The organism is Stutzerimonas kunmingensis, assembly GCF_900114065.1.
GTDB classification, from domain to species: Bacteria; Pseudomonadota; Gammaproteobacteria; order Pseudomonadales; family Pseudomonadaceae; genus Stutzerimonas; species Stutzerimonas kunmingensis.
Genome location: NZ_FORS01000003.1, coordinates 279,824 through 306,022 on the forward strand (window position 1 = coordinate 279,824; position 26,199 = coordinate 306,022).

The window sequence follows — 26,199 nt, forward strand, 5'->3', positions numbered from 1 at the left end:
TTTAATTGGCGCCATCTGCCGACAGGGTCAACCTTTCATCGGTGATGATGGCATTATGCTTGTATAGAGCCAGACGCTATGGATTAATACCGGTGGGCGGTAGGTCGTTTATTACGGTGAATCCATGTGGATCGTTCAAGTATTTGCCCGTAGGTTGACGGCAACGGCAATCCGATTTTTTGCATTATTAGGGCCGCACCGTTCGGCGTACGCCATTTTGCTCCATGGTCTGCTGTTAGCCCTGCCTGTTCACGCTGATGCTAGCTCGACGGCCCGTCCGGGCAGTGTCGCTTTCTGGTACGCCTCCTCTCCGCCGCTGGAAGAACTGGCACAGTTCGAGTGGGCGGTTCTTGAATCTGGCCATCTCTCACGACGAGACGTGGCGTTTCTTCGCGCTCAGGGCAGTTCGCCCTTTGCCTATCTTTCCGTTGGCGAGTACGACGGCGACCTCTCCGAGGGTGGCGACGAGATCGCCCGGAGCGCAAGCGAGGTCCGTAACCAGGCCTGGAACAGTCAGGTCATGCAGTTGAGTGCCCCGGCGTGGCGCGAACATCTGCTGGCTCAAGCCCGAGCCCTCGAGCAGCAGGGCTACGTCGGTCTTTTCCTGGATACGCTGGACAGCTTCCTGCTTTTGCCCGAGGACAGGCGCGAAGCCGAGCGCGTCGCGCTGCGCGATTTTCTTCGGCAACTGCACCGGGAGCTGCCGGAGCTCAAGCTGATCTTCAATCGCGGGTTCGAAGTACTTCCCGAATTGCCGGGCGTGGCGAGCGCGGTGGCGGTCGAATCGATTCACGCCGGCTGGGATGCCGGTCGCGGACGTTACCGTGCAGTGCCGCAAGCTGACCGGGACTGGCTCGACATCCACCTCGATCCATTGCGTGCCCAAGGCGTGCCGTTGATCGCGATCGATTACCTGCCATCCACACAGCGCGAGGAGGCGCGCGCGCTAGCCGAGCGTCTACGTGGCGAGCGTTTCATACCCTTCGTCACCATGCCTGAGCTGGATTATCTCGGGATCAGCACGCTGGAGGTCCAGCCTCGACGCGTTGCGGTGATCTACGACCCACGGGAAGGTCCGCTTTCGAGCAACCGCGGTCATATGTTTCTGGGCGGGCTGATCGAATACCTTGGCTATCGGGTCGACTACCTACCAGCTGACCAGCTGCCGACAAACCCGATGGGCGGGCTCTATGCCGGTATCGTGACCTGGATGACCAATGGCCCGCCGGACGATTCTGCCGCTTTCGACGACTGGCTCGTGGCCCGGCTCGACGAAGGCGTTCCGCTGGCCATCATGGGAGGGGTTCCCGTGGTCGGCCGGGCAGTACTCAGGCGGTTGGGGATGCGCCACGTTGGCAAGCCGGCGAAGCCCGGTGTCACTATCCTCGCGCAGGACAAAACCCTGGTGGGCGGTTTCGAAGCGCCGGTTACGGTGCGAGTTCGCGAGCTGGTAGCGCTCGACACGATCGATGGCGAGGCACAGGCAGGCCTGAGCCTGGTCGATAGCGAGCAACGCCGTTACACGCCGGTGGCGACCGGGCCTGCCGGCGGTGTTGCGCTGACGCCCTACATCATTGAAGAGGGGCCTGACTACCAGCGCTGGATTCTCGACCCGTTCGTCTTCTTGCAGCGTGCCCTTCGGTTGCCGCCGTTGCCCCGCCCGGATGCGACCACCGAAAACGGGCGGCGTATCGCGACGGTGCATATCGATGGCGATGGTTTTCTGTCTCGTGCCGAGGTGGCCGGCTCCCCATATGCCGGTCGCGAGGTGCTCGAGGCGTTCATCGAACCGCATGGGTTGCTGACGTCGGTATCGGTGATCGAAGGGGAAATCGGGCCCAAAGGCCGCTATCCCCATCTCGCCCGCGAGCTGGAGCCGATCGCGCGTGAAATATTCGCCAATCGTAAGGTCGAGGTGGCCAGTCACAGTTTCAGCCATCCGTTTTACTGGCAGCCGGAGCGCGCCCAGCTCCGGGAAGGCTTTACCGCCGAGTACGGCATGACGATGGCCATTCCCGGCTATGACAAGCTGGATTTCACACGGGAGGTGGTGGGTTCGACGGCCTACATAAACGAGCGGCTGACCACCGCCGACAAGCCCGTGAAGATGATCTTCTGGACCGGCGACGCACTGCCGGATGCGGCTACGATCAAGCTCGCTTATGACGCCGGCCTGGAGAACGTCAACGGCGGAACGACCATCCTGACCCGCGCGCATCCTTCATTGACCGGGCTATCGCCGCTAATCCGGCCGACGGCCGGCGGCATCCAGTACTACGCGCCGATCATCAACGAGAACCTCTATACCAATCTCTGGCAGGGGCCCTATTACGGTTTCCGGGGTGTACTCGAGACCTTCGCGCTGACCGATGCCCCCCGCCGTCTGCGCGGCCTGCATCTGTATTACCACTTTTACTCTGCGACCAAGCAGGCATCGATACGGGTCATGCAGGACATCTACCGATCGATGCAGGCCGAACAGCCGATATCGCTCTGGATGAGCCAGTACATCCGACGGATGAATGGTTTGCACCAGTCGAGCCTGGCCCGGCTCGGCGATGGCCGCTGGCAGATTCGTGGCCTGGATGGGCTCCGCACCTTGCGACTGGATCCAGCGCTCGGTTGGCCGGACCTGCGCCGCTCGCAGGGCGTCGCCGGGGTTCGCGAACTGCCGCAGGGTCGCTACGTGCACCTGAGCGATGCGCACGCCGTGCTCGCGCTGCGTCCCGAGCGTGACCCCAGGCCCGCCCTGGAGCAGGCGAACCTGCCGCTGCTGGCCTGGGACTATCTGGATGACGACCGAGTGAAACTTTCCTTCGCGGGAGAAATGCCGCTGCGGTTTTCCGTTCGCGCCAGCGGCCGCTGCTCGCTGGAAGTTGCGGGCAAGCGTCATGCGGGCGCGAAGGTTCAGGGCTTGTGGCAGTTCGAGCTGGCAGAGACGCGGGTGAGCGATGCGCAACTCCTCTGCCACTGAACCCGTTCGGCTTCTCAGTCCCTGGGCCCTGCTGCTCGTCGGCGGGCTAGTCGTTACCCTGCTGGTCGTCACCTACCATGGCGACGAGGTCTTCATGCCGAGCGAGCGGCAACCTGATGCCGTCTCGATCAGCTACGCCGAACTGCTGCTGGAAGCCCATCCTGATGACACCAGCTTGCGGCTCAAACTCATCGAACAGCTCATTGCCCTCGGCGACCATGTCCGCGCCCGCTCACACGTCTTCAGGCTGAATGAGGCGTCCGGCGATGTCCGCTTTTTCCTAACGGAGCTGGCCGTACTCGAGGCTCAGGCGACTGAAAAAGCGGTTTCCGCCCAGACCCTCGCGGCGCTGAGTGCCCAACTACGCGGCGTGGTGCGCGAAGGGCTTAGCCTCGAACAACTGGCCCGGCTTGCCCGCCATGCCTTGGCGGTGAACGACCCGAGCCTGGCCGCGCAGGTCTACCTGGACCTGGCTGAGCGAGACGAGGCCAGACGACAGCAGTGGTTTGGCGAAGCGGTAACGGCCCACCTCGCCGCTGGCGAAACCGGAACGGCCGCACGCTTGCTGAGCGGAATGATCGCCCGTGTTGACAGTGCCGATGACCGGCAGCGCTATGTCAGCGAGGCGTTTTCGGCATACCTCGCCGCGGACCAGGGTGAACAGGCAGCGACCGTGGTGCATGCCAATCTGGACATCTTGGACGCAGCCGATGGTGCGCTGCTTGAAGCGGCGGTAAAGGCGGGTATCGGCAGCCAGCGGTACGACCTGGCCGCTGAAATCCTGGCACGCTGGCGGCTGCTCGATCCCGAAGGCGTGACCGCGCTGCGCAGCGAAATGCAGCTGCGCCTCGCGTCGGGTCAGCTCGAGCAGGCCTGGGAGGTCGGCCAGCAGCTGGCGAATGTCGCACCGCAGCCCGCCGAGACGCTCGAAACCATGGCCAAGCTCGGCGAATGGACAGGGCGGCCCAGCGAGGCCCTGGAGTACTGGCTGAAGTTGCTGCAGCAGCAGGATGGTCTGCAGGTGCGGGAGCACGCCTGGCGTCTGGCGGCCCAGCTGTTCGATTTCGATAACACCATCCGGTTGCTGGCCGGTGCGGGCGAAAGCCGGCAACTGTCCGATGCCGAGCTCGACGCCCTGGTCTACAGCCATGGCCAGCGCGGCACGCCAGAGCAGGCCGAGCGCTGGCTGCGTCAGTATCTCAGCGCCCATCCGGATCACAGCCTGGCCTGGGAGCGCCTCCAGCAGTTGCTGGAACAGACGCAGCAACTCGAGGCGCAGGTCGCGCTCTGGGCTGAGCGCGACCGCAGGTTCGGCGTGAGCCTCGAGCAACGATTGGCCTGGGCGCACGTGCATTGGGAGCTGTTCGATTTCCAGGCCGCCTGGGCCGTGCTCGATGCAGCCGACCGGCAGCAGGTCAGCGAACCCGCCTACTGGCTCTTGCGCGCCGAACTGGCGTGGGACTTGGAGCGTGATGAGGATGCAATGGAGGGCTATCAGCGGCTCCAGGAACTTGGGGTCGCCAACAGCGATACTGCCGACGAGCGGCTCATCACCCTTTACGAGCGTCACGCTCCGGCGCGGGCGCTGGACGTCATGATGGCCAGCTGGGAGCGCAAGCGGACCCCGGCGAATCTGACCCGCGCCTTGCAATGGGCGATGCAGCTGGATGACCTGCCACGGTTGCGCCTGCTGGTCGAGCAAGGCCTGCAGCTACCTGAAGGCGAACGAGTCGGCGCGCTATGGAGCGCCCGCGCCAGGCTCGCGGTGCAGGCGGGTGAACAGGCCGAGGCCGAGCGATTGCTGGTCGAGGCCGTTGCGCGCTTCCCGCACGCCGACGCGGTCAAGGAGCAGTTGCTCTGGCATTACATCGACACGGGCAACAAGGCGGCCCTGACCCCGCTGCTGCAGCGCTGGGAGCCGCTCGCGCACAAGCGCAGCAGCCTGTGGCTGCCCTATGCGAGTGGTTACCTGCTGCTCAATCGCAACGAACTTGCGCTGCAGTGGTTCGACCGCTTCCTGCGACGCAACCCCGAGGACCTGCTGGTGCAGGCCGCTTACGCCGATGCATTGGACAACGCCGGCTATTTCGACCGAGCGCTGCGGTTGCGACGCCATCTGGCTGGGCTCTTCGATGGCCGGCCTGCGACGGCGGAGCCGGACACCTATCGGACCTACCTGCGCCTGCTCAGTGCGGGTGGGGCCGGCATCGAGATGGTGTTGCGCCTGGAGCGGCCCGATGCCCGCCCCATGCTGCAGATCTGGTTCGACCAGTTCAGCGAGCAGCTCGAGCGGCTCAACCAGCCGGCATTGAAGGACGAATGGCTTGGCTGGGCGCGTCGCAATGGCCTGCGCATCGATCGGTATGCCGAGCTGCAACACGCATTGCGCGCCCACAATGCCAGCGCGTTGGAGCGCCTGCTCGCCGGCGGCGGGCTCGATCCGGCGCAACGAGTCGAAGCCTTGCAACAGCTCGGTGCGTCCCATCGGGCGCTGAGCGAAAGTCTGGCGGCGCTTTCGCCGGACCAACCGGACGCGTTGCAACACCAGTTGCGGGGCCAGGCGCTGGCCCTCCAGGCGCGCCACCCGCAAGGCCTGCAGATCGGCCTGCGCCGGCAGGATTTCGGCACCCTGGAGCTGCGTGGTCAGACGGCGGAGATCGCCCGCCAGTTCGGGCGCGACTGGCATGCCAGCGCCCTGTTCAGCAGACAGCGGTATTCGGGGCCGGGCCTTTCTGACGCCAGCCCCGGTGTCGAGCGGTCCGCTGAGCTCCAGCTGACCCGCGAGCTCGGGCCGGCCTGGCTCGGCGCGGCGCTCGAGATCAGCGACCATGACGAAGGCGATCGCCAGGGCGCTGGTGTTTTTGGCGGCCTTCAACTCACCGATACCGATTCGCTTGAATTTCACGCCGACTGGCATCGCCAGGCTGAGGAGAGCGGCCTGGCTCGTGCACTCGCCCGTCGCGACTCGGTGGGCGTCAGTGCGACGCATGGCCTTACACCCCGTGACCAGTTCAGCTGGTCGCTCGCGCAGCAGCGGTTCAGCACATTGGACGGCGAAGCGCTTGGCCACGGGCGCCAGCTGAATCTGGAATTCAGTCATGCACTGTTCTTCGAGGGGCCTAGCTGGACACTTCGCAGCGGCCTGAGCCATGCCGCCTATCGGCTGGCGGACGGGCCCTTGCATTCAGTCCCGCAAGAACCGGCCGATTACCTGCAGGAACGCTTCGGTCAGGTCTATGTCGCCAGCACCTGGCGCCGTGGCTTTCCCGGTGCGTTGAACCGCGAAACCGCCCAATACAGCTGGCTGGTCGATGTGTTGGCCGGCTGGCAGTGGACTGAGCAGCAGGTCGGCTACGCGATCAACGCGGGTGTCGGGACGCGGCTGCTCGGTGACGACGAACTGGCGTTCACCCTGGGGTATCAGTCGGCGCCGCGCAACGGCGACGGCGAGCCAGGAGGCACGCTGAGCCTGACCTACAGCACCCGGTTCGGGCGCTGATTTCTCACAGGGAGATCCATCCATGTCATTCATCCGTTATCTGGCCGTGCTCGCCGTGGCCATGTTGGCGACCGGCTGCAGCACCTTCACCGATCACGATACGGCGACCCTGCCGCGTGAGGCCGCGTGGGGGCTGGTTCCGGTCGTCAATTTTTCGCAAGCCCCGCAGGCGGGCGAGCGGGTCGAGCAGATCCTGCTTAGCGTGCTGGCCGAGCAGGGCCTGCAGCCGCGGCATTACCCGGTCGCACCTCGGTCGGACCTGCCCATGCTCGACGACCGCAGTCGACTGGCCGATGCGCTGGCCTGGGCAGCATCGGAGCGGCTCGACTATGTCATCAGCGGCAGCGTCGAGGAGTGGCAGTACAAAAGCGGTCTGGACGGCGAGCCTGCGGTCGGTATCAGCCTGCAGGTGATCGAGTCGGCGACGGGGCGGGTCGTCTGGAGCAAGAGCGGTGCACGTGCCGGCTGGTCACGCGAGAGCCTCGCCGGTACTGGGCAGAAGGTGTTGCGCGAGCTGGCCGGCGCGTTGCGGCTCGAATGATGTCCGTCGGATCGGCACACAAGGACTTCACGCTGGCGCCGCGCGCCGGCGCGGCTGTGTCGTGGCTGGAAACCTGGGTGATCACCGGCCTGGCGATCGGCCTGGGTTACTGGTTGTCCCCCGAAGACCCGCTCATGGTGCAGGCTTCGTTTCCCTGGCCGCTGATGGCGCCCCTGTTGCTCGGCATGCGCTACGGCTTCATGCGGGGCATGGTCAGCGCGGTGCTGCTGATCCTCGCGCTTATCGCCTATCACCGCTACGGCGACGGGCTGTACCCGCAGATGCCGGCGTCCTTCATCGTTGGTGTGCTCGTCAGCGGCATGCTGGTAGGGGAGTTTCGCGACATCTGGGAGCGGCGCCTGGAACGGCTCGACCTGGCCAACGACTACCGCCAGTTGCGGCTCGACGAGTTCACCCGGGCTCATTACATCCTTCGCATCTCTCATGACCGTCTGGAGCAGCGGGTCGCGGGCAACGATCAGAGCCTGCGCAGCTCGCTGCTTGGCTTGCGCAACCAGCTGCGCGACCTGCCTCGTGGCGACGATGCGCTGCGGGCCCTGGCGGAACCGGTCCTGGGTCTGCTGGCCCAGTACGGCACCTTCCGCGCCGCGGCGCTCTATCGGGTGCGCGACGGTGTTGCGCTGCCCGGCGCGCTGAGTGCCATGGGCGATGTCGCCCCGCTCGACCACGACGACTTGCTCATGCGTATGTGCCTGCAGCGCGGCGAGCTTGTCAGCATCCGCGAGCACCTGATCGAGCGAGGCGAGCATCGGCAACATTCGCGTTACCAGCTGTGCGTCCCGCTGAGCGACACCGAAGGACGCTTCCTGGCAGTGCTTGCCATCGAGCAGATGCCCTTCTTCTCGTTCAACGACCGGGTGTTCGGCCTGCTCGCCATCCTGGCCGGGCACATCGCGGACCTGATCCTGAGCGATCCGGAGCTGCTCCATCTGCAGGACATGGACAGCCAGCACTTCAGCCAGAACCTCAAGCGCTCGGCCAGCGATGCACGGCTTCACGGGCTCGATGCCAGCCTGTTCGCACTGCAGGTGAAGGCGTCGGCCAACAGCGACAGGCTGTTGCGCCTGATCGAGGACAGCCGTCGCGGGTTGGATCTGCAGCTCAGGCTGACCGACCAGGACGGCGACACCTGCGTGCTGGTGCTGCTGCCCTTGACCTCCGCCGAAGGCGCTCAGGGCTATCTGTTACGCCTCAATACGCTGCTGGGCGAGCGGTTTGGCCAGGGGCAGACGCTGGACAGCCTGCAGGTTCGGGTGCTGGCGCACGACATCGGCGCGGAATACGGGCAGGAAGCCTTGCGTCATTTCCTCTACAGCGAGTGTGGCTTGAATGATCAGCAAGTGGCTGTTTAGTGGCGCGCTGCTGTTCGAGCTGAGCAGCTGGGCGGCGTTCCACGAGCGTTTGAGCGTTGCGCAGGCGACATCGCTGTATCTGGGGGCGCATGCCGCGAGCAGCGCCTTGCTGGCGGCCGGAATCTGGCTGCTCCTGCCTCGTCGCTACAAACTGCCGCTGCCGTGGAGCCCGTTATTCATCTTCTGTCTGGCGTTCTTCGTTCCGGTGTTGGGCGCGGTTGGGGTGGCGGCTGCGCTCTTTCCGGCGCTGTACCTGCCCCGGCGTCGGCAGGAGAAGAGCTGGGACTCGATGGGGCTTCCGGAGTTGCCTTTCCGACCGCAGGAGCGCGGCAAGGAACTAATGTTCAACGACGGCGGCCTGCAGGACGTGCTGCGTCATGCTCCAGATACGGACAAACGGATGGCCGCGCTGTTCGCTACGCGTCGCATGCCGTCCCGCGAAGCCATCCCCATCCTCAAGCTGGCGTTGCGTGATTCGGCTGATGATGTCCGGCTTCTGGCCTATTCGATGCTCGACAAACAGGAAAGTGAGATCAACCTGCGGATCGAGACGGCTCTGCGACAGCTTGCGGTGGCGGAGGGCGCCCACCGTACGGCATTGCACGATGCCCTGGCGCGCTGGTATTGGGAGCTGGCCTATCTTGGGCTGGCCCAGGGAAGCGTCCTGGACCATGTCCTGGAGCAGGCGCGCGAGCATGCGCAGCGCACGCTGGACATCCCGGGCAATCCCTATGCGCATGTCCTGGCGGGGCGGATCGCCCTGGAGCAGGGGCGGCTCGAAACCGCGGCGGACCACTTCTCTCACGCAGAAGCGGCCGGCGTCGGAGTGCCGACACTGGCTCCTTTCCGTGCGGAAATCGCCTTTCTTCAGAGACGTTATGCCGAGGTTCGCCAGCAGTTGGCCGCGCTCCCGTCCGAAACCCTGCAGCGTCCGCCTTTCGCTGCCCTTGCGAAGTACTGGTTGTGACCCTCATGCGATCCGAAACGCCTATCGCCGATATCTGCCTGCTGCTCGAGGGCACCTGGCCCTATGTGCGGGGTGGCGTGTCCAGTTGGGTGAACCAACTGATCCTGGGGCTGCCGGACTTCACCTTCTCGGTGGTATTCATCGGCGGGCAGCGAGAGGCTTACGGGGAGCGGCAGTACAGGATTCCGGCCAACGTCGTGCACATTGAAGAGCACTTCCTGGAAAGCGCCTGGCGTCCGGTCGAGGCGCTCGGCCGGGTCGGGCACGAAGGCGCGGGAGAGACCATGCGGCAGATGCATCGCTATCTCCACGACCCGGGCATCCAGGACGAAGCGCTCGGCGAAGGCCTGCTCGACACGCTGGCTTCTGGTCGGCTGTGTCTTGAGGACGTGCTGCGCAGCCGATCGAGCTGGGAGGCGATCACCGAGGGTTACACCCGGCATTGCAGCGACCCCTCGTTCGTCAATTACTTCTGGACACTGCGCACCATGCATGCGCCGATCGTCATGCTTTCGCAGGTTGCGGCCCGGCTACCCAGGGCGCGGGCCCTGCACTCGATCTCGACCGGATACGCGGGGTTGCTGGGGGCCGTGCTGCAGCGTCGCTGGCAGTGTGCGTACATGCTTAGCGAACACGGCATCTACACCAAGGAACGCAAGATCGACCTGGCCCAGGCCAGTTGGATATCCGAAGGCCCGGACGAGGCCTTGCGTACCGGCTTGGACACCGAGTTCAGCTATATCCGCAACCTGTGGATCCGCTTTTTCGAGCGCATCGGCCTGCTGACCTACCGCGCGGCAGACCCGATCATCTCGCTGTACGCAGGCAACCGGCAGCGCCAGATCGCTGATGGCGCGCAACCCTCGCGTACCCGCGTGATCCCGAACGGCATCGCCATGTCGGTCTGGGCCGATGCGCTGCAGCGCCGCCCAGCGGGGATTGCGCCAGTGGTCGGGCTCGTCGGCCGCGTGGTCCCGATCAAGGACGTGAAGACCTTCATCCGGGCGATGCGTGGCGTGGTCAGTGCCATACCGGAGGCCGAGGGTTGGGTGGTCGGGCCCGAGGAAGAGGATCGCGCCTATGCGGCCGAATGCCGAAGTCTGGTCGCCAGCCTCGGATTGGAAGGCAAGGTGAAGTTCCTCGGGTTCCGGCAGATCCACGACCTGTTGCCCAACCTAGGCCTCATGGTGCTGACCTCGATCAGCGAGGCCCAGCCCTTGGTGATTCTCGAAGCTTGGGCAGCGGGAACGCCTGTGGTCAGCAGCGATGTCGGTTCCTGCCGAGAGTTGATCGACGGGGCGGCGGACGAGTCGCCACCGCTGGGTTGCGCCGGGGAGGTGGTCGCCATTGCCGACCCCCAGGCGACGGCCAGGGCGATCATCGGCCTGCTCGGCAACCCCGAGCGCTGGCGGGCGGCCCAGGCGGTGGGACTCGAACGGGTGAATCGCTATTACACCGAGGCCCTGATGCTCGATCGTTATCGCAATCTCTATCGCAACGCCACGGGGAGGCGCTGACATGGCCGGTATCGGTTTCGAGCTGCGCAAAATCCTGTCGCGCGATTCCTATACGGCTACGCTCCGCGCCTATGTCTATGCCGGCTTGATCAGTTCGGGCCCGTGGGTGCTGTCGATCATCAGCGTGATGCTGATCGGGGTGATGAGTCTTGGAGTGGTCGTGCCGGAGCTGCTGGTGCGCCAGTTCCTGGTCAGCGTGACCTACCTGATGGCCGCTTCGCTGATCCTTACCGGTGGCGCTCAGCTGTTCTTCACCCGGTTCATTTCGGATCGGCTGTTCGAGAAGCGACAGGACTGCATCCTGCCGAATCTGGTGGGCATCCTGCTGATGGTCACGGTGGCTTCGGGTGTGCTGGGATTCGCCTTGCTGAGCCTGGTGTTCGATCAACCGTTCGGATACCGGCTGCTGATGCTGGCCAACTTCGTCGTGCTGTGCAACCTTTGGCTGACCATCATCTTCCTGTCGGGCATGAAGGCCTACAACCGCATCCTGCTGATCATGGTCATCGGCTATTCGCTGATGGTGCTGTGCGCCTATCTGCTGCGGTTCATGAAGCTCGAAGGGCTGCTCCTCGGCCTGCTGATCGGGCATGCGAGCCTGTTCTTCATGTTCCTGTTCGACATCCTTCGGGAGTACCCGGCCCGGCGGCTGGTGGCGTTCGATTTCCTCGAGCGCCGGCAGGTTTTCCTGAGCCTGCTGGTCACAGGGCTGTGCTACAACCTGGGAATCTGGATCGACAAGATCCTGTTCTGGTTCAACCCCAGCACGTCGAGTCAGGTGATCGGGCCGTTGCGTGCTTCGATGCTCTACGACCTGCCGATATTTCTGGCCTACCTAGCGATCATCCCAGGCATGGCGGTGTTCCTCGTGCGCATCGAGACGGACTTCGCGGAGTGGTATGAGCGGCTCTTCTCGGCCATTCGCGGGGGCGAGACGCTGCAGCACATCGGCCAGCTCAAGCAGCAGATGATCCTGGCGGTGCGTCAGGGGTTGCTGGAAATCTGCAAGGTTCAGGGCCTGACCGTCGTGCTGCTGTTTCTCGTTGCACCCGACCTGCTCGCCTGGTTGGGGATTTCGGCCTATTACCTGCCGCTGTTCTACGTCGACCTGATCGGCGTGAGCATTCAGGTCGTGTTCATGGCGCTGCTCAACGTCTTTTTCTACTTGGACAAGCGCCGGATCGTGCTGGAGCTGTGCCTGATCTTCGTGCTGCTCAATGCGATGTTGACGGTGATCAGCCAGCACATGGGCCCGAGCTTCTTCGGCTATGGTTTTACGCTGTCGGTGCTGGCGTGTGTTCTGCTGGGGCTGGTTCGCCTGTCCAGCAGTCTCGAGGATCTGGAATACGAAACCTTCATGCTGGGCCGCTGAAACTAGGCGCCCAACCATTGCGGAATACGCCGCTCCAGGTAGTAGCGCGGCCTACGCGGCGTGCCTTCGACAAAGCCGACGTGGCCACCGTTGGCGTGCAGCTCGAGGGCGGTGGTGGCGGACAGCTCGGCCGGTTCCGGCACGCTGTGGCGGAACACGAAGGGATCATCCTCGGCCTGGATCAGCAGGGTTGGCGTCGTGATCGTCGGCAGGTAGTAGCGGCTGGAGGCACGGCGGTAATAGTCCTGGGCGTCGCTGTAGCCGTGCAGCGGCGCGGTGAAGCGGCCGTCGAAATCCCAGAAGGTACGCATGCCGTGCAGTGGTCCGAGGCTCTGCAGGGCACCAAGGTGGTCGAGCAGCCCCTCGCGCTGGAAGCGCTGCTGTTTGTCCCTCACGTAGGCGACCATCGCCTTCATGAAATGCGCCTGGTAGACGCGGGAGAAGCCGAGGCCGATGCGATCGGCACATTGGTCCAGGCGGAACGGCACGGACACCGCCACGGCCTTGCGCAGCGGGCAACTGGCTGCCATTTCGCCCATGTACTTGAGCAGTACGTTGCCGCCCAGCGAGTAGCCGACCGCATGCAGCGGCGCCATGGGCCGGCAGGCCTGCAGATGCCCGATCACTTCGGCGAGATCATCGCTGGCGCCGGAATGATAGGCGCGCGGCAACAGGTTCGGTTCGCCCGAGCAGCCGCGCCAGTTGATCGCGACGCTCGCCCAGCCCTGCGCGCTCAGTTGTTGCTGCAGACCGAGCACGTAAAGCGAATTCGACGAGCCGGTCAGCCCGTGTAGCACAAGGACCAGCGGCGCTGTTGCTTCATGCGGGCCGTGCCAGTCCAGGTCGATGAAATCGCCATCGGCCAGCCACAGTCGCTCACGCCGGCGTTCGAGGCGCGGCGCCTTGCGAAAGAATGCGTTCCACAGGGTCTGCAGATGCGGCCCGGGAAGCCACCAGGCGGGTTGGAAGGATTCGGACACGGTTGCTCGGGTTCCTCGTTTGCTCCGACGTTAGAGCCTCGGCGGCGGGAAGAAAAGCACGATGCAGGCGTTGAATGATGCTGGCCGCCTGGCGACTTATGTCTTTGGGGATATGGTCAGCGCCGCCTAAGGGGTGGAGAGTGACGCGATAGTCTTATCCGGAACCCTGCCCATGACGCTTACCCCCTTCGATCAACTGCTGGCTGCCGCGCGCCAGGAGCGCGAACCCCAGCGCCTGCTGTTCGTCTTCGTCAGCGCCGAACTGCCCGAGGATGCCACCGAGGCCGAGCGCCAGCGCTTCGAGGAAAACGCCGGCGGCTCGCTGAAACCGGTGCTCTGCGTCGACAAGCTGCCCGAGGAGCTGAGCGACTTCGCCGCGCTGCGTGAAGAGTCCGAGCGCACGGGCGTGGCCTGGGATCTGCTGTTCGCCGCGGCGCTGCCCGGCCAGGCCGGCATCACGCCGAACGCCGACGAGGCCGAGCAGCCACTGAAGATGATGGTCAGCGCCATCGAGACCGGCAACGTCGGCCGCTTCCTGGCCTTCGATCGCAACGGTCAGACCGTCGACTTCTACTGAAGTCGCCGACTTCAAGCGGCGGGTGCGTGGCGCTCCCAGAGCGCGTAGTGCACCTTGCCGGCCTGCTTCTCCCGATGCAGTCGCCAGTTCCCCGGCAGGCCGAGGCTGGACGGCAGTGCCTCGCTTTCGGTGTAGACCCAGGCGTGCTCGGCCAGCCAACCCTTTGTCTCCAGCAGCTCGCAGGCCGGTTGCAACAGATTCTTGTTGAACGGCGGGTCGAGGAATACCAGGTCGAAGGCGGTCGGCGTCTGGGTTTCCAGGTAGCGCAGGGCATCGCTCTGCAGTAGCTGGCCGTGGCCGCAGTTCAGCGTGTCCAGATGCTTGCGCAGGCTGGCGATGGCGTTGGCGTTGACGTCCAGCGCCAGGGCCATGCTGGCGCCGCGCGACAGGGCTTCCAGATAGATCGCGCCGCTGCCGGTGAACGGATCGAGCACCCGCGCGCCGGATAGGTAGGGTGCCAGCCAGTTGAACAGGGTTTCGCGCACCCGGTCCGGTGTCGGCCGCAGGCCTTCGGCATCGGGGAAGCTGAAGCGGCGCGAGCGCCACTCGCCGCCGATGATGCGCAACTGGCCCTGGCCGCCGTGGGCGCTGGGGCGAATGGGTGGATTGGCCATCAGTGCTCCGGAACGCCGCTGGGCTGTTCGGCTGGTTTATCGGTAGGCGGCGGCAGCGGTTGCTGCTCGACGCTGGGGCCGGCAGTGACGATGACGAAGGCGTCTTGCTGCAGATGCTTGTTCATCGCCGTCTTGACCTGTTCGACTGTCAGCGCCTGCACCTCGCCCATGAAATCCTCCAGGTAGGTCAGCGGCAGGTCGTAGAAGCCGATGCTGCCCAGCTGACCGACGATGTCGGCATTGCTTGCGGTAGACAGCGGGAAACTGCCGGCGATCTCGCGCTTGCTGCGCTCCAGCTCGGCCTCGGTCGGCCCTTCGGCGAGATAGTCGCGGACCAGCTGCTGCACCAGATCCAATGCGCCATCGGTGAGTTCGGCGCGGGTCTGCATGCTGATCATGAACGGCCCTTCAGCACGCATCGGGCTGAAGCCGGAATAGATGCCGTAGGTCAGGCCGCGCTTTTCGCGCACTTCTTCCATCAGCCGCGTGCCGAAACCGCCGCCGCCGAGGATCTGGTTGCCCAGATAGAGCGCCGCATAGTCCGGATGGCCACGAGGGATGCCGAGCTGGGCCAGCATCAGATGGCTCTGGTTGGAGGGGAAGTCGATGTGGTGCTTGCCGGCAACCGGAGCCTCGGGTGTCGGCGTCGTTGGCAGCGCCGGGCCTTCCGGCAGGGCGGCCGAGACGCCGGCGGCCAGGGCTTCGGCCTCTTCGCGGGAGAGGTCGCCGACCAGCGCGATCACCGCATTGCCTGCCGCATAGGTGCGGGCGTGGAAGTCGCGCAGCTGCTCGACGCTGATTGCCGGCACCGACTCGGGGGTGCCTTCGCTGGGGTGGGCGTAGGGGTGATCGCCATAGAGCTGCTCGAACAGCTCGAGGCTGGCGAGCTTGCCGGGGTTCTGCTTCTGGAATTCGAAGCCGGCCAGCAGCTGATTCTTGATCCGTTGCAGCGAGTCCTCGGGGAAGCTCGGTTGGCCGATGACCTGATTAAACAGCGCCAGGGCCGGCTCGCGCTTGTCCGGCGCACTGAGGCTGCGCAGGCTGACCACTGCCATGTCGCGGTAGGAACCGTTGCCGAAATCCGCGCCGAGGCCTTCGAAGCCGCGGGCGATGGCGCCGACGTCCTTGCCCTCGACACCCTCGTTGAGCATGGCGTTGGTCAGCAGTGCCAGGCCGGGTACGTCGCCGTCCTGGCTGCTGCCGGCGGAGAAGGTCAGGCGCAGGTCGAACATCGGCAGCTCGCGGGCTTCGACGAACAGTACCTTGGCGCCTTCGGCGGTCTGCCAGCTCTGGATGTCCAGCTTGCGCCGGGCCAGGGGTTGATCGCCCAGCTCGGCGAGCGACTCCAGACGAGGTTTTTCCGGCGTTGCGGTCGGCACGGCAGGCTGGGTCGCCTCGCGGGCGACATCCTGCTTCGCCGGCTCGCCGGGTTGTGGCAGGGCGGTGGAGCCTTCATCGCAGCCCGCCAGGCCGAAACCGGCTGCCAGCAGCAGGCCGAACAGGCCGTTGCGCAGCACTTTGCAATCACTCATCACGGGCTTCCTCGGGCAGAACATGGGCGACGCTCAGGCGGGAGCGGGTGAAATAGGTGCTGGCGGCCTGCTGGATGTCCTCGGGCGTGACCGCTTCCAGCGCGCTCAGCTCCTCGTCCATCAGGCGCCAGGACAGGCCGACGGTTTCCAGCTTGCCGATGGTGGTGGCCTGCTGGGTGATGGAGTCGCGCTCGTAGACCAGGCCGGCGATGACCTGCGCACGCACGCGCTCGAGTTCGTCCGCCGAGGGCGGTGTCTGCTTAAGCGCATCGAGTTCCTGCCAGAGGCCGGCTTCGACTTCTTCCAGCGTGCGGCCCTTCTGCATGTTTGGCGCGGCGCTGAGGACGAACAGGCTGTCGCCGCGGGCATAGGCGTCGTACCAGGCCGAAGCGCTGGTCACCAGTTCTTCACCGCGCTCCAGCCGCTCCGGCAGGCGCGCGCTGTAGCCGCCGTCGAGCAGGGCGGAAATCAACCGCAGCGCGTGCACCTGGCGGGCGTTCTCCTCGGTCGCCAGGCTCGGTGCGTTGAAGGCCATGAGCAGCGTCGGCAGCTGGGTCTTCACGTGCAGCTTGAGGCGCCGCTCGCCCGGTTCGGCCAGTTCCAGTGGCCGCTTGGCTGCTGGCACTTCGCGTTTCTCGATGTCGCCGAAGAAGCGCTCGGCCAGTCCGCGGACCTCATCGGCGGACACGTCGCCGACCACCACCAGGGTAGCGTTGTTCGGCGCGTACCACTGCTCGTACCAGGCGCGCAGCTCGTCGGCCTGCATGCGGTTGAGGTCGGCCATCCAGCCGATGGTCGGGTTGCGATAGCCGCTGGCGGGGTAGGCGATGGTCTTGAAGCGCTCGTAGGCCAGCGAGCTCGGCTTGTCATCGGTGCGCAGGCGGCGCTCTTCCTTGATCACTTCGATCTCGCGGGTGAACTCGTCTGGCGGCAGCTTGAGGCTGGCCAGGCGATCGGCTTCGAGCTCGAACGCAACGGCCAGGCGGTCACGTGCCAGGACCTGGTAATAGGCGGTGTAGTCGTCGCTGGTGAAGGCGTTTTCCTCGGCGCCCAGCTCACGCAGGATGCGCGAGGCTTCGCCGGCATCGAGCTTGCGGCTGCCCTTGAACATCATGTGTTCCAGCGCGTGGGAGAGGCCGGTCTGGCCAGCCGTCTCGTAGCTGGAGCCAACCTTGTACCAGAGCTGGGATACCACTACCGGCGCACGATGATCCTCGCGCACGATCACTTTCAGGCCATTGTCGAGGAAGAACTCGTGGGTGGGCTGGCTGTCTGCTGCTGCCAGCAGGGGCAGATAGAACGCTCCGAGCAGCAGGGCGGCGGCGCGGCGTAACATCAGAGGCATAGTCGGGACTCGTCCAGTTGGTGTCCGCCACGGCAGACTGGCAGGGCGGCAACACGGCAGCCATGGTACTGGCGCGTGCGAATCAGGCAAAGCCGGGATATCCGCAGCCGAACCGGCCCTGATGCCGGAACCCGTGCTTAGCGCACCCGCTTTGCGAGGTGCTAGGATAGAGCCCGTTTGGCCGGCAGCGTGGCTGCCGGCGTATCGCATCCTTGAGAATACCTTCTCCATGTTTGGTTCCAACGACGACAAGAAGACACCGGCCGAGCCCGGCGAAAAGAAAGGCCTGTTCGGCTGGCTGCGCAAGAAACCGCAGCAGCCGGTGGCCGAGCAGCCTGCCGCCGAACCGCAGGAAGACAGCCTGTCGCACGCCGAGCAGCCTGAGGCCGAGAGCGAGCAACCGGCAATCACCACCTCCGGGCTATTGCCCGAACCGCCCGTCGAAGCCGAAATACTCCCAGAGCCAGAGCCAGAGCCAGAGCCAGAGCCAGAGCCAGAGCCAGAGCCAGAAATAGCGCCGGTGCCGGTCGCCGCGGCAGCGCCCGCCGAAGCACCGGCGAAGCTCGGCTTCTTCGCCCGCCTCAAGCAAGGGCTGTCCAAGACCAGCTTGAGCATCGGCGAAGGCATGGCCAGCCTGTTCCTCGGCAAGAAGGCCATCGACGATGACCTGCTCGACGAACTGGAAACCCGTCTGCTCACCGCCGACGTCGGTGTCGAGGCGACGACCGCGATCATGCAGAACCTCACGCGCCGCGTTTCGCGCAAGGAGCTGGCCGACAGTGGCGCGCTCTATACCGCGCTGCAGGAAGAACTCTCTGGGTTGCTCAAGCCGGTCGAGCAGCCGCTCGTGGTCGACAGTGGCAAGCGCCCGTATGTGATCCTCGTGGTCGGGGTGAATGGTGTCGGCAAGACCACCACCATCGGCAAGCTGGCCAAGAAGCTGCAGCTCGAAGGCAAGAAGGTCATGCTCGCCGCTGGCGACACCTTCCGCGCCGCGGCGGTGGAGCAATTGCAGGTGTGGGGCGAGCGCAACAGCATTCCGGTGATCGCACAGCACACCGGTGCCGACTCCGCCTCGGTGATCTTCGATGCGGTGCAGGCGGCCAAGGCGCGGGGCATCGATGTGCTGATCGCCGACACCGCTGGCCGGCTGCACACCAAGGACAACCTGATGGAGGAGCTGAAGAAGGTCCGCCGGGTGATGGGCAAGCTCGACGAGTCGGCTCCCCACGAGGTCCTGCTCGTGCTCGACGCCGGCACCGGCCAGAACGCCATCAACCAGACCAAACAGTTCAATCAGGCGGTCGAGCTGACCGGTCTGGTGCTGACCAAACTCGACGGCACCGCCAAGGGCGGTGTGATCTTCGCCCTGGCCAAGCAGTTCGGCACGCCGATCCGCTACATCGGCGTCGGCGAAGGGATCGACGATCTCCGCACGTTCGAGGCCGATGCCTTCGTCAAGGCGCTTTTCGCCCAGCGGGACGGCGCATGATTCGTTTCGAACAGGTCGGCAAACGCTACCCCAACGGCCACATCGGGTTGCATGAGCTTTCCTTCCAGGTGCGCCGTGGCGAATTCCTCTTCGTCACCGGCCATTCCGGCGCTGGCAAGAGCACGCTGCTGCGCCTGTTGCTGGCAATGGAGCGTCCCACCAGCGGCAAGCTGCTGCTGGCCGGGCAGGACCTGTCGCGCATCACCAATGCGCAGATTCCTTTCCTGCGCCGGCAGATCGGCGTGGTGTTCCAGAATCACCAGTTGCTGTTCGATCGCACGGTGTTCGACAACGTCGCCCTGCCGTTGCAGATTCTCGGGCTCAACAAGCGCGAGATTGGCCAGCGGGTGATGACCGCGCTGGAGCGCGTCAGCCTCAAGGACAAGGCGCTGCAGTATCCGGCGGACCTGTCCACCGGTCAGCAGCAGCGTGTCGGCATCGCTCGCGCCGTGGTGCACCGGCCGGCCCTGCTGCTCGCCGATGAACCGACCGGCAACCTCGACCCGCGACTCGCTGCGGAGATCATGGGCGTGTTCGAAGACATCAATCGCCTGGGTACCACCGTGCTGATCGCCAGCCACGATCTGGCGCTGATCGCGCGGATGCGTCATCGCATGCTGACCCTGCAACGTGGTCGCCTGATCGGCGACGGGGAGGCCAGCCGATGAGCAGCGAACGCAATCCCAAGACCAACCCGAGCACGGCCGAGCGCGTCGGCGGTTCGGTGAAGAAGCCGGAGCAGCCGCGCGGCGACGAGCCGGACTTCAAGACGCTGTTCCACGCCTGGCTGGAAAGTCATCGCGCCAGTTTGGTCGACAGCGTCGGGCGTCTGATCAAGCAGCCGATCGGCAGCTTCTTCACCTGCCTGGTGATGGCCGTGGCGTTGAGCCTGCCCATGGGCCTGGCGCTGCTGCTGGACAACGTCGAACGGCTCGGTGGCTCGTGGCAGCGTGCCGCGCAGATATCGCTGTTCATGCAGCTTGAGGTGGATGGCGACGCTGGCGAGCGCCTGCGTGACGAGGTTGCCGCCATGCCCGACGTGGCAGCGGCGGACTGGGTCAGCCGCGAGCAGGCCCTGGACGAGTTCCAGCAGCTGTCCGGGCTTGGCGAAGCGCTCAAGGAGTTGCCGGACAATCCGCTGCCCGGCGTGGTCATCGTGACACCCGAAGAGGTGGACAAGGACAAGCTCGAAGCGCTGCGTCAGCGGCTGGCCGAACTGCCCGGCGTGCAGTTGGCTCAGCTGGATCTGCTCTGGGTCGAGCGGCTGACCGCTATTCTCAAGCTTGGCGACCGCTTCGTCTTTGGCCTTACATTGTTGCTGGTGGCGACGTTGCTGCTGGTGATTGGCAACACCATCCGCCTGCACATCGAGAACCGCCGCACCGAGATCGAAGTGGTCAAGCTGGTGGGCGGCACCGATGGTTACGTCCGCCGTCCGTTCCTCTACATGGGTGCCATCTACGGTCTGGGCGCCGGCCTGATCGCCTGGCTGCTGCTGGTCTATGGACTGGGCTGGCTGAACGAGGCCGTGGTGAATCTGGCGGGCCTCTACGGCAGCGATTTCGGCCTGGGAGGCGTTCCGGCCGGCGATGCGTTATCGCTGGTGATCGGTGCGGTGCTGCTCGGCTACATCGGTGCCTGGCTGGCTGTCGCAAGGCATCTGAGCGAGCTGGCTCCTCGATAAAATTTCATTTGAAAACAATCACTTGACAGTTGTGTCAGGGAACTTTTCCACAGGCTTGCAGTCTCATGCGGCAATGCTAAACTGCTGCAGCTTCGTCATTGGAGGTACTGCATGACAACTACTCTGCAACCTGTTCAAGCGCTAGTCCCGGGAGCGAATCTCGAGGCCTACGTGCAGACCGTGAACAGCCTCCCGCTGCTCACTGTCGAGCAGGAGCGCGAGCTGGCCGGGCGCCTCTTCTATCATCAGGATCTCGAAGCGGCTCGGCAGATGGTGCTGGCGCACCTGCGTTTCGTCGTTCACATCGCCCGCAGCTATTCCGGCTACGGTCTGGCCCAGGCCGACCTGATCCAGGAAGGCAACGTCGGTCTGATGAAGGCGGTCAAGCGTTTCAATCCGGAAATGGGTGTGCGGCTGGTGTCCTTCGCCGTGCACTGGATTCGCGCCGAAATTCATGAATTCATCCTGCGCAACTGGCGCATCGTCAAGGTCGCGACCACCAAGGCGCAGCGCAAACTGTTCTTCAATCTGCGCAGCCAGAAGAAGCGTTTGGCCTGGCTGAACAACGATGAAGTCACCGCCGTGGCCAATAGCCTGGGCGTCGAGCCGCACGAAGTGCGCGAAATGGAAAGCCGCCTGACCGGCCATGACATGGCCTTCGATCCGGCCGCCGATGCCGACGACGACAGCGCCTACCAGTCGCCTGCGCACTATCTGGAAGATCATCGCTACGATCCGGCCCGCCAGCTGGAAGATGCCGACTGGAGCGACAGTTCCACTTCCAGCCTGCATACGGCGCTCGAGGGGCTCGACGAGCGCAGCCGGGACATTCTCCAGCAACGCTGGCTGAACGAGGACAAGGCGACCCTGCACGACCTGGCGGCCAAGTACAACGTATCGGCCGAGCGCATTCGTCAGCTGGAGAAGAATGCGATGAACAAGTTGAAGGGCTCGATTCAGGCCTGATGCTCGTCAGCTGAAAACGAATCGCGGGATGCCATTGGCTCCCGCGATTTTTTTTGCCTGCCGTTCGCTCGGGATGCCGCCCGGCTATCGAGGCTTGCTTCTGGCCTGGCGGATGTTGTCTCGCGCCTGTTCAACCGCAACCAGCAGCTGGGCGTTGGTGATCGGCTTGTGCAGCCAGACGATCCCTGCGGGGAATTGTGCCTGCTCGAACTGGTGCGCGGCGGAGATGACGACGATGGGCAGATCCTGCATCGCCGGTTGATCGCGCAATTCGTCGATAAGCTGCATGCCGCTGCCGTCGGGCAGGTGCAGGTCCAGTGTCATGGCCTCGTAATGGTTGGCAGCGAGCTTTTCACGGGCCTGATGCAGGCTTTGCACGCGCTCCACGCCGTAGCCGCCCTCGCGCAGCATCATATGCAGCAGACGGCCGGTGTCAGGCTCGTCTTCGACGACCAGGATTCGCGGCTGGCCGTCGCGGCAGTCCGATTCGGCTGGCGGTATCTGGATCGGCAGCTCGCACCAGAAGGTGGTGCCCTGGCCGGGTACGCAGTCGAAGCCGACCGTACCGCCCATGCGTTCGATCAGCTCCTTGGTGATCGCAAGTCCGAGTCCGGTACCGGACTTCTGCCGGCTGTCGGAGGCATCGGCCTGGGCGAACTTCTCGAACACGCGGGAGCGGAACGCCTCGGGAATGCCGGGGCCCTGGTCGGTAACGCTGATACGAACCTTGGTCCCACGCAGGGAGCTGTGCAGGCGAATCTCTCCGCCCTCGGGGGTGAACTTGACGGCGTTTGAGAGGAAGTTGCCAAGCACCTGCTGCAGGCGCAGGCCATCCACCCAGACCAGCACATCGGCCGGATGCTCGAGCGTACAGCGCACGCCATGCTGCTCGCAGAGGGCCTGGTTGCTCGCCAGCGATTCCTCGAGCAGGTCGCCAAGCGAATGTTCGCGCAGTTCGAACGACATCTTGCCGGCGGCAATCTTTTCCATGTCCAGCAGGTCGTTGATCAGATGACCCAGGCGCAGGCTATTGCGGTAGGCGATCTCAAGCATCTGCTGCATGGCTGGAGGCGCTGCCCCGAGCGCGCCGCCGACGATCAGTCCGAGCGCACCGCTGATGGAGGTCAGTGGCGTGCGCAGCTCGTGGCTGACGGTGGAAACGAAGTCGTTCTTCATCTGCTCGACGCGCTTGCGTTCGGTGAGGTCCATCAGCGTGCCGCTGATGCGCTGGGCCATGCCTTGCGGATCACGCTGGATATGGCCGCGCAGCAGTACCGGGACGACATGACCATGCTTGTGTTGCAGGCGTAATTCGGTGGTGAAGTGGTCGACATTGGAAAGCATGGTTTGGGCCAGGCGCGCCTTCTGCTGCGCTAGGTCTTCGGCAACCGTCAACCGCTCCCACAGTTTGAGGTCGCAGGTCAGCTCGTTGGGACGATAACCGAGCATTTCCCAGGCGCGGGGCGAGGCGAACATGCTGCCGGCTTCCAGATCGAGATCCCACAGGCCGTCGTTGCTGCCTTTCAGCGCCAGCGACAGGCGCTCTTCGCTCAGCCGCAGGTCGTGCCTGCTCTGGCGAATGTGCCGGGTCATCTCGTTCGCCAGCGCCTGGGCTCGGCTATGGCGCAGCGCCAACGACGAGGTCAGGAAAAAAACCAGCAGGCTCAGACCGAGCCCCAAGCCGAACACCAGCGCCTCGTTGGAGTGGAAACGCTCGTCGAACTCGGGCCGGCTATCCATGCGCAGCGTCCAGGTCTGGCCGTACAGATCCAGCTGCTGCAACTGGCTGAAGCCCGCACTGCCGGGCTCGGGGGCTTCGCGCGATGCGTAGAGCAGGTGTTCCGGCTCTTCACCGGGGCTGGCGTAGATATGCAGCGCCAGCGGCAGATCGGCCGCACGCAGGATGCCGCGCATCAGATCTTCGACGCGATAAGGGCTGTAGACGAAGCCGATCAGCGCCTGCATGCGTTGCTCCGGTGTCGTCAGTGACGCGTTCGGTCGATACACCGGGACATAGAGCAGCACTCCGGCCTGCACCTTGCCGTGGGTTTCCTGCAGAAGCGTTACCTTGCCGGTAATACTCGTTTCGCCCAACCGGGCAGCGCGTTGCATGGCGCGCCGGCGAGTCGGCTCGGAATACATGTCGTAGCCGAAAGCGGCCAGGTTGCGCCTGAGGAACGGCTCGAGAAAAACGATCGAGGTGTAGAGGTCGCGCTGGCCAGGTGGATGGATGTCGTAATCCGGGTAGCCCTGTGCACGAATGCGTGCGACGTGCGCATCGCGCTCGGCCTGCGGAATTGCCTGGCTGAAACCGACGCCCTGGATGCCGGGATAACGGTCTGGTAGCAGCAAGCGCTCGACGTACGTGCGCCACTGCTCGCGGCTGACATTCTCCACGGCATCGAACAGACCGGCGCCGCCGAGCAGGATTTGCTCATGGTCCCGCAGCCGCTTGCGGATGGCTTCAGTGACCTTCTCGCCGAGCATCTGGAACTGCTGCCGGGCAGCGCGATCCTCGTTGGTGCGCAGACTCTGCCAGACCACCAGTTGGACCAGCAGGGTGAACGCCAGCATTCCCCAGGCAACGCCGTTTCTCCAGCTGAACAGCTGTCGCAGGCCGTGAGGCTGATTGTGGTGTATCGCTGGATCGCTCATCGTCTTCGCTGCGGTACGCGGTGGTTGACCGATTGGACGCCGGAGGCCTGGAATCGGTGCCAGTCTGCGGCAGTCGAGCCAGTATGCCGCAAAGCCGGTTGCCCGGCCTTCCATGACGGCGAGGTTGACCGTTCTGTCAGCTTACCTGCCGTAATGGCCTATTGATATATGCACCTGATCAGGCTCCGGACGAGCGGCAACTCTGCCCGTAGCGGAGTTCGGCCGCGCGCCAATCGATGTCGCTGGCAGGCTGCGGTCGTGCAAAGCCGTAGCCTTGGCCATAGTCGCAATTCTGCGCCAGCAGAAACGCCGCCTGGTCTGCAGTCTCGATGCCTTCCGCCACGACTTTGAGGCCCAGATTGTGTGCCAGACCGATGACCGAGCGGGTGATGGCGGCGTCCTCGCGGTCGTCGGGCAGGCCGCGGACGAAGCCCTGGTCGATCTTCAGTTTGTGCACGTTCATGCGCTTGAGTCGCTGGAGCGACGAGTAGCCGGTGCCGAAATCGTCGATCGCCAGCTGAACGCCGAGTGCGCGCAGGCGCTGCAGTAGCTCCAGGGCGGCGTCCGGGTCCTGCATCACCGCGCTTTCGGTGATCTCCAGTTCCAGATGGTGCGCCTCTAGCCCGCAGCGGGCCAGAATGGTGGCGACCTGCAGGTCGAGCTCGCCGTTGCCGAACAGGCGGCTGGAGATGTTCACCGCGATGAAGCCAAGCGGGCGACCCTGGCCAAGCCACTCTCGAGCCTGATTGCAGGCCTGCTCCAGCACCCAGTGATCGATCGCGCTGATCAGCCCGGTTTCCTCGGCGACGGGAATGAAGATGCCCGGTGCGATCAGGCCTTTCTCCGGGTGTAGCCAGCGTACCAGTGCCTCGAAACCGGTGATCGTGCCCTCGCGCAGGTCGTAGATCGGCTGAAAGTGCAGGCGCAGCTGTCCTTGCTCGAGGGCCTGGCGCAATGCGGTGACCAGTTCGACGCGCTGGCGGGCCTGGCTGGTCAGTTCCTCGGAATAGAACGCATAGGTTGAGCGGCCGCTGTTCTTGGCCTTGAACAGCGCCGAGTCGGCGTTGCGCATCAGCTGTTCGACGTTCTGCACGTCGGTCGGATAGGGGTACAGCACGATGCCGATGCTGGCGCTGCTGAACAGCTCCTGGCCGGCGATATGGAAGGGTTCGTTCAGTCGGTCGAGAATGCGCAACGCCAGCGAGGTGGCCTTCTCCGCGCCGTAGCCTTCACAGAGCAGGGCGAACTCGTCACCGCCGAGTCGACCAAGCGTCATGCCTTCTTCCAGGTACTCGCCCAGTCGCGTGCTGACAGCCTGCAACAGCGCGTCGCCCAGGCTGTGGCCAAGGCTTTCATTGATGTCCTTGAAGTGATCGAGGTCGATCAGAAGTAATGCACCGCTGCGTCTGTTGGCCCTGGCGCGCTCGAGATCCTGCTTGGCGCGTTCGGTGAACAGCAGCCGATTCGGCAGCTTGAGCAACGGGTCGTAATGAGCGAGCTGGTCGAGCTCTTCGCGCGAGCGCTTGAGCGCCGAGAGATCGGAGAACACCGCCACGTAATGGCTGAGCTGGCCCTGGTTGTCATGGATGCAGCGCAGGTTCTGCCATTGCGGGTACACCTCGCCATTCTTGCGTCGGTTCCAGATCTCGCCGCTCCACTCGCCATGCTCTTTCAGCGCCAGCCACATCTGGTTGTAGAAGGCTGCGTCGTGCTTGCCAGACGCGAAGAGTCTAGGGGTCTGTCCAAGGACTTCCTCGGTGCTGTATCCGGTGATGCGGCTGAACGCCGGATTGACGTGCACGATGTGTTGGCTTGGATCAGTGACCAGCACGCCTTCCTGAGTGCTGTCGAAGACTGCGGCGGCCTGCTTCAGGCTGGTCTCCTGCAGGTGGTGTGCGCGCTGTTGTTCGTCGAAGCGTCGAAAGTGCTGTCTGCCGAGCACGAATATCAGCGCGGTGGTAAGCGCTACGAACAGGGCTCCCTTGCCCGTCTGCCAGGTCTGGCTATCGCCTGCAGCGAGGTAGCCGACTAGTGTGTCGCCGAGGAGAATCCACAGCATGGCCAGGCAGAAGTAGCCCAGACTCAGCCGGACGAGGTAGGTGTTCATGGTT

General features: G+C 64.5%; 18 protein-coding genes. 12 read left to right on the forward strand and 6 right to left on the reverse strand.

Features of this window, described 5'->3' with window-relative positions:
* The first annotated feature begins 124 nt into the window (after positions 1-124).
* Genes BM275_RS09400 through pelG form a run of 7 tightly spaced genes read left to right on the forward strand, consistent with a single transcriptional unit; the run spans position 125 to position 12,243 of the window.
* Positions 125-2,974: a bifunctional glycoside hydrolase/polysaccharide deacetylase family protein gene (locus BM275_RS09400; protein ID WP_041207390.1), complete on the forward strand. Its 2,850-nt coding sequence runs from the start codon at positions 125-127 to the stop codon at positions 2,972-2,974.
* The gene (locus tag BM275_RS09405; RefSeq protein WP_090520790.1) at positions 2,952-6,473 is read left to right on the forward strand and encodes a tetratricopeptide repeat protein; all 3,522 of its coding nucleotides are present in this window, start codon (positions 2,952-2,954) and stop codon (positions 6,471-6,473) included. Before BM275_RS09400 ends, BM275_RS09405 begins: the two co-directional genes overlap by 23 nt.
* Before the next feature lie 22 nt (positions 6,474-6,495).
* Complete coding sequence (locus tag BM275_RS09410; protein WP_090520792.1) at positions 6,496-7,014, forward strand: penicillin-binding protein activator LpoB; 519 nt, start codon at positions 6,496-6,498, stop codon at positions 7,012-7,014.
* Positions 7,014-8,387 carry a PelD GGDEF domain-containing protein gene (locus BM275_RS09415; RefSeq protein ID WP_090520794.1) on the forward strand — a complete coding sequence of 458 codons (1,374 nt, stop codon included), beginning with the start codon at positions 7,014-7,016 and terminating at the stop codon, positions 8,385-8,387. The genes BM275_RS09410 and BM275_RS09415 overlap by 1 nt, the downstream gene beginning before the upstream one ends.
* Positions 8,365-9,354 carry a tetratricopeptide repeat protein gene (locus BM275_RS09420; protein WP_090520796.1) on the forward strand — a complete coding sequence of 330 codons (990 nt, stop codon included), beginning with the start codon at positions 8,365-8,367 and terminating at the stop codon, positions 9,352-9,354. The genes BM275_RS09415 and BM275_RS09420 overlap by 23 nt, the downstream gene beginning before the upstream one ends.
* A 5-nt stretch (positions 9,355-9,359) precedes the next feature.
* On the forward strand, positions 9,360-10,871 hold the full coding sequence (gene pelF, locus BM275_RS09425; protein ID WP_090521179.1) for a GT4 family glycosyltransferase PelF: 1,512 nt from the start codon (positions 9,360-9,362) through the stop codon (positions 10,869-10,871).
* A gap of 1 nt (position 10,872) precedes the next feature.
* Complete coding sequence (pelG, locus tag BM275_RS09430; protein ID WP_090520800.1) at positions 10,873-12,243, forward strand: exopolysaccharide Pel transporter PelG; 1,371 nt, start codon at positions 10,873-10,875, stop codon at positions 12,241-12,243.
* A 2-nt stretch (positions 12,244-12,245) separates the two neighbouring features.
* Here pelG and BM275_RS09435 read toward each other — a convergent pair whose 3' ends face one another.
* A complete protein-coding gene (locus tag BM275_RS09435) occupies positions 12,246-13,223 on the reverse strand; it encodes a hydrolase (protein WP_090520803.1) in 978 nt (325 codons plus the stop codon).
* 172 nt (positions 13,224-13,395) lie between these two features.
* Between BM275_RS09435 and BM275_RS09440 the strand changes: the two genes are divergently transcribed.
* Positions 13,396-13,800: a hypothetical protein gene (locus BM275_RS09440; protein WP_042927084.1), complete on the forward strand. Its 405-nt coding sequence runs from the start codon at positions 13,396-13,398 to the stop codon at positions 13,798-13,800.
* 11 nt (positions 13,801-13,811) lie between these two features.
* Here the strand turns inward: BM275_RS09440 and rsmD are convergent, their stop codons facing one another.
* Genes rsmD through BM275_RS09455 form a run of 3 tightly spaced genes read right to left on the reverse strand, consistent with a single transcriptional unit; the run spans position 13,812 to position 17,291 of the window.
* Positions 13,812-14,414, reverse strand: coding sequence for a 16S rRNA (guanine(966)-N(2))-methyltransferase RsmD (rsmD, locus tag BM275_RS09445; protein ID WP_042927083.1), 603 nt, complete (start codon positions 14,412-14,414; stop codon positions 13,812-13,814).
* Positions 14,414-15,946, reverse strand: a complete 1,533-nt coding sequence (locus BM275_RS09450) for a M16 family metallopeptidase (RefSeq protein ID WP_090520805.1) — start codon at positions 15,944-15,946, stop codon at positions 14,414-14,416. Before BM275_RS09450 ends, rsmD begins: the two co-directional genes overlap by 1 nt.
* The gene (locus BM275_RS09455; RefSeq protein ID WP_090520809.1) at positions 15,939-17,291 is read right to left on the reverse strand and encodes a M16 family metallopeptidase; all 1,353 of its coding nucleotides are present in this window, start codon (positions 17,289-17,291) and stop codon (positions 15,939-15,941) included. The genes BM275_RS09450 and BM275_RS09455 overlap by 8 nt, the downstream gene beginning before the upstream one ends.
* Before the next feature lie 229 nt (positions 17,292-17,520).
* On the opposite strand from BM275_RS09455, the gene ftsY reads away from it, so the two are divergent.
* The 4 genes from ftsY to rpoH all read left to right on the forward strand — a co-directional run bounded on the left by ftsY (position 17,521) and on the right by rpoH (position 21,433).
* Entirely contained in the window at positions 17,521-18,783 is a 1,263-nt protein-coding gene (gene ftsY / locus BM275_RS09460; protein WP_090520811.1) for a signal recognition particle-docking protein FtsY, read from the forward strand.
* Positions 18,780-19,451: a cell division ATP-binding protein FtsE gene (gene ftsE, locus BM275_RS09465; protein ID WP_003297174.1), complete on the forward strand. Its 672-nt coding sequence runs from the start codon at positions 18,780-18,782 to the stop codon at positions 19,449-19,451. Before ftsY ends, ftsE begins: the two co-directional genes overlap by 4 nt.
* Positions 19,448-20,467, forward strand: a complete 1,020-nt coding sequence (gene ftsX / locus BM275_RS09470; RefSeq protein ID WP_090520814.1) for a permease-like cell division protein FtsX — start codon at positions 19,448-19,450, stop codon at positions 20,465-20,467. The genes ftsE and ftsX overlap by 4 nt, the downstream gene beginning before the upstream one ends.
* A gap of 111 nt (positions 20,468-20,578) precedes the next feature.
* Entirely contained in the window at positions 20,579-21,433 is an 855-nt protein-coding gene (gene rpoH / locus BM275_RS09475; RefSeq protein WP_031298050.1) for an RNA polymerase sigma factor RpoH, read from the forward strand.
* Positions 21,434-21,517: 84 nt separating this feature from the next.
* Here the strand turns inward: rpoH and BM275_RS09480 are convergent, their stop codons facing one another.
* Together BM275_RS09480 and dibA are read right to left on the reverse strand one after the other, a co-directional pair.
* Positions 21,518-24,088 carry a hybrid sensor histidine kinase/response regulator gene (locus BM275_RS09480; protein ID WP_090520816.1) on the reverse strand — a complete coding sequence of 857 codons (2,571 nt, stop codon included), beginning with the start codon at positions 24,086-24,088 and terminating at the stop codon, positions 21,518-21,520.
* A 178-nt stretch (positions 24,089-24,266) separates the two neighbouring features.
* Positions 24,267-26,195 carry a phosphodiesterase DibA gene (gene dibA / locus BM275_RS09485; RefSeq protein ID WP_090520819.1) on the reverse strand — a complete coding sequence of 643 codons (1,929 nt, stop codon included), beginning with the start codon at positions 26,193-26,195 and terminating at the stop codon, positions 24,267-24,269.
* Between the last annotated feature and the right edge of the window lie 4 nt (positions 26,196-26,199).

Bases quoted from the DNA above. Each gene is read 5' to 3' on its own strand.
- BM275_RS09400 (WP_041207390.1), top strand. From the start codon at position 125: ATGTGGATCGTTCAAGTATTTGCCCGTAGGTTGACGGCAACGGCAATC.
- BM275_RS09405 (WP_090520790.1), top strand. From the start codon at position 2,952: ATGCGCAACTCCTCTGCCACTGAACCCGTTCGGCTTCTCAGTCCCTGG.
- BM275_RS09410 (WP_090520792.1), top strand. From the start codon at position 6,496: ATGTCATTCATCCGTTATCTGGCCGTGCTCGCCGTGGCCATGTTGGCG.
- BM275_RS09415 (WP_090520794.1), top strand. From the start codon at position 7,014: ATGTCCGTCGGATCGGCACACAAGGACTTCACGCTGGCGCCGCGCGCC.
- BM275_RS09420 (WP_090520796.1), top strand. From the start codon at position 8,365: ATGATCAGCAAGTGGCTGTTTAGTGGCGCGCTGCTGTTCGAGCTGAGC.
- pelF (WP_090521179.1), top strand. From the start codon at position 9,360: ATGCGATCCGAAACGCCTATCGCCGATATCTGCCTGCTGCTCGAGGGC.
- pelG (WP_090520800.1), top strand. From the start codon at position 10,873: ATGGCCGGTATCGGTTTCGAGCTGCGCAAAATCCTGTCGCGCGATTCC.
- BM275_RS09440 (WP_042927084.1), top strand. From the start codon at position 13,396: ATGACGCTTACCCCCTTCGATCAACTGCTGGCTGCCGCGCGCCAGGAG.
- rsmD (WP_042927083.1), bottom strand. From the start codon at position 14,414: ATGGCCAATCCACCCATTCGCCCCAGCGCCCACGGCGGCCAGGGCCAG.
- BM275_RS09450 (WP_090520805.1), bottom strand. From the start codon at position 15,946: ATGAGTGATTGCAAAGTGCTGCGCAACGGCCTGTTCGGCCTGCTGCTG.
- BM275_RS09455 (WP_090520809.1), bottom strand. From the start codon at position 17,291: ATGCCTCTGATGTTACGCCGCGCCGCCGCCCTGCTGCTCGGAGCGTTC.
- ftsY (WP_090520811.1), top strand. From the start codon at position 17,521: ATGTTTGGTTCCAACGACGACAAGAAGACACCGGCCGAGCCCGGCGAA.
- ftsE (WP_003297174.1), top strand. From the start codon at position 18,780: ATGATTCGTTTCGAACAGGTCGGCAAACGCTACCCCAACGGCCACATC.
- ftsX (WP_090520814.1), top strand. From the start codon at position 19,448: ATGAGCAGCGAACGCAATCCCAAGACCAACCCGAGCACGGCCGAGCGC.
- rpoH (WP_031298050.1), top strand. From the start codon at position 20,579: ATGACAACTACTCTGCAACCTGTTCAAGCGCTAGTCCCGGGAGCGAAT.
- BM275_RS09480 (WP_090520816.1), bottom strand. From the start codon at position 24,088: ATGAGCGATCCAGCGATACACCACAATCAGCCTCACGGCCTGCGACAG.
- dibA (WP_090520819.1), bottom strand. From the start codon at position 26,195: ATGAACACCTACCTCGTCCGGCTGAGTCTGGGCTACTTCTGCCTGGCC.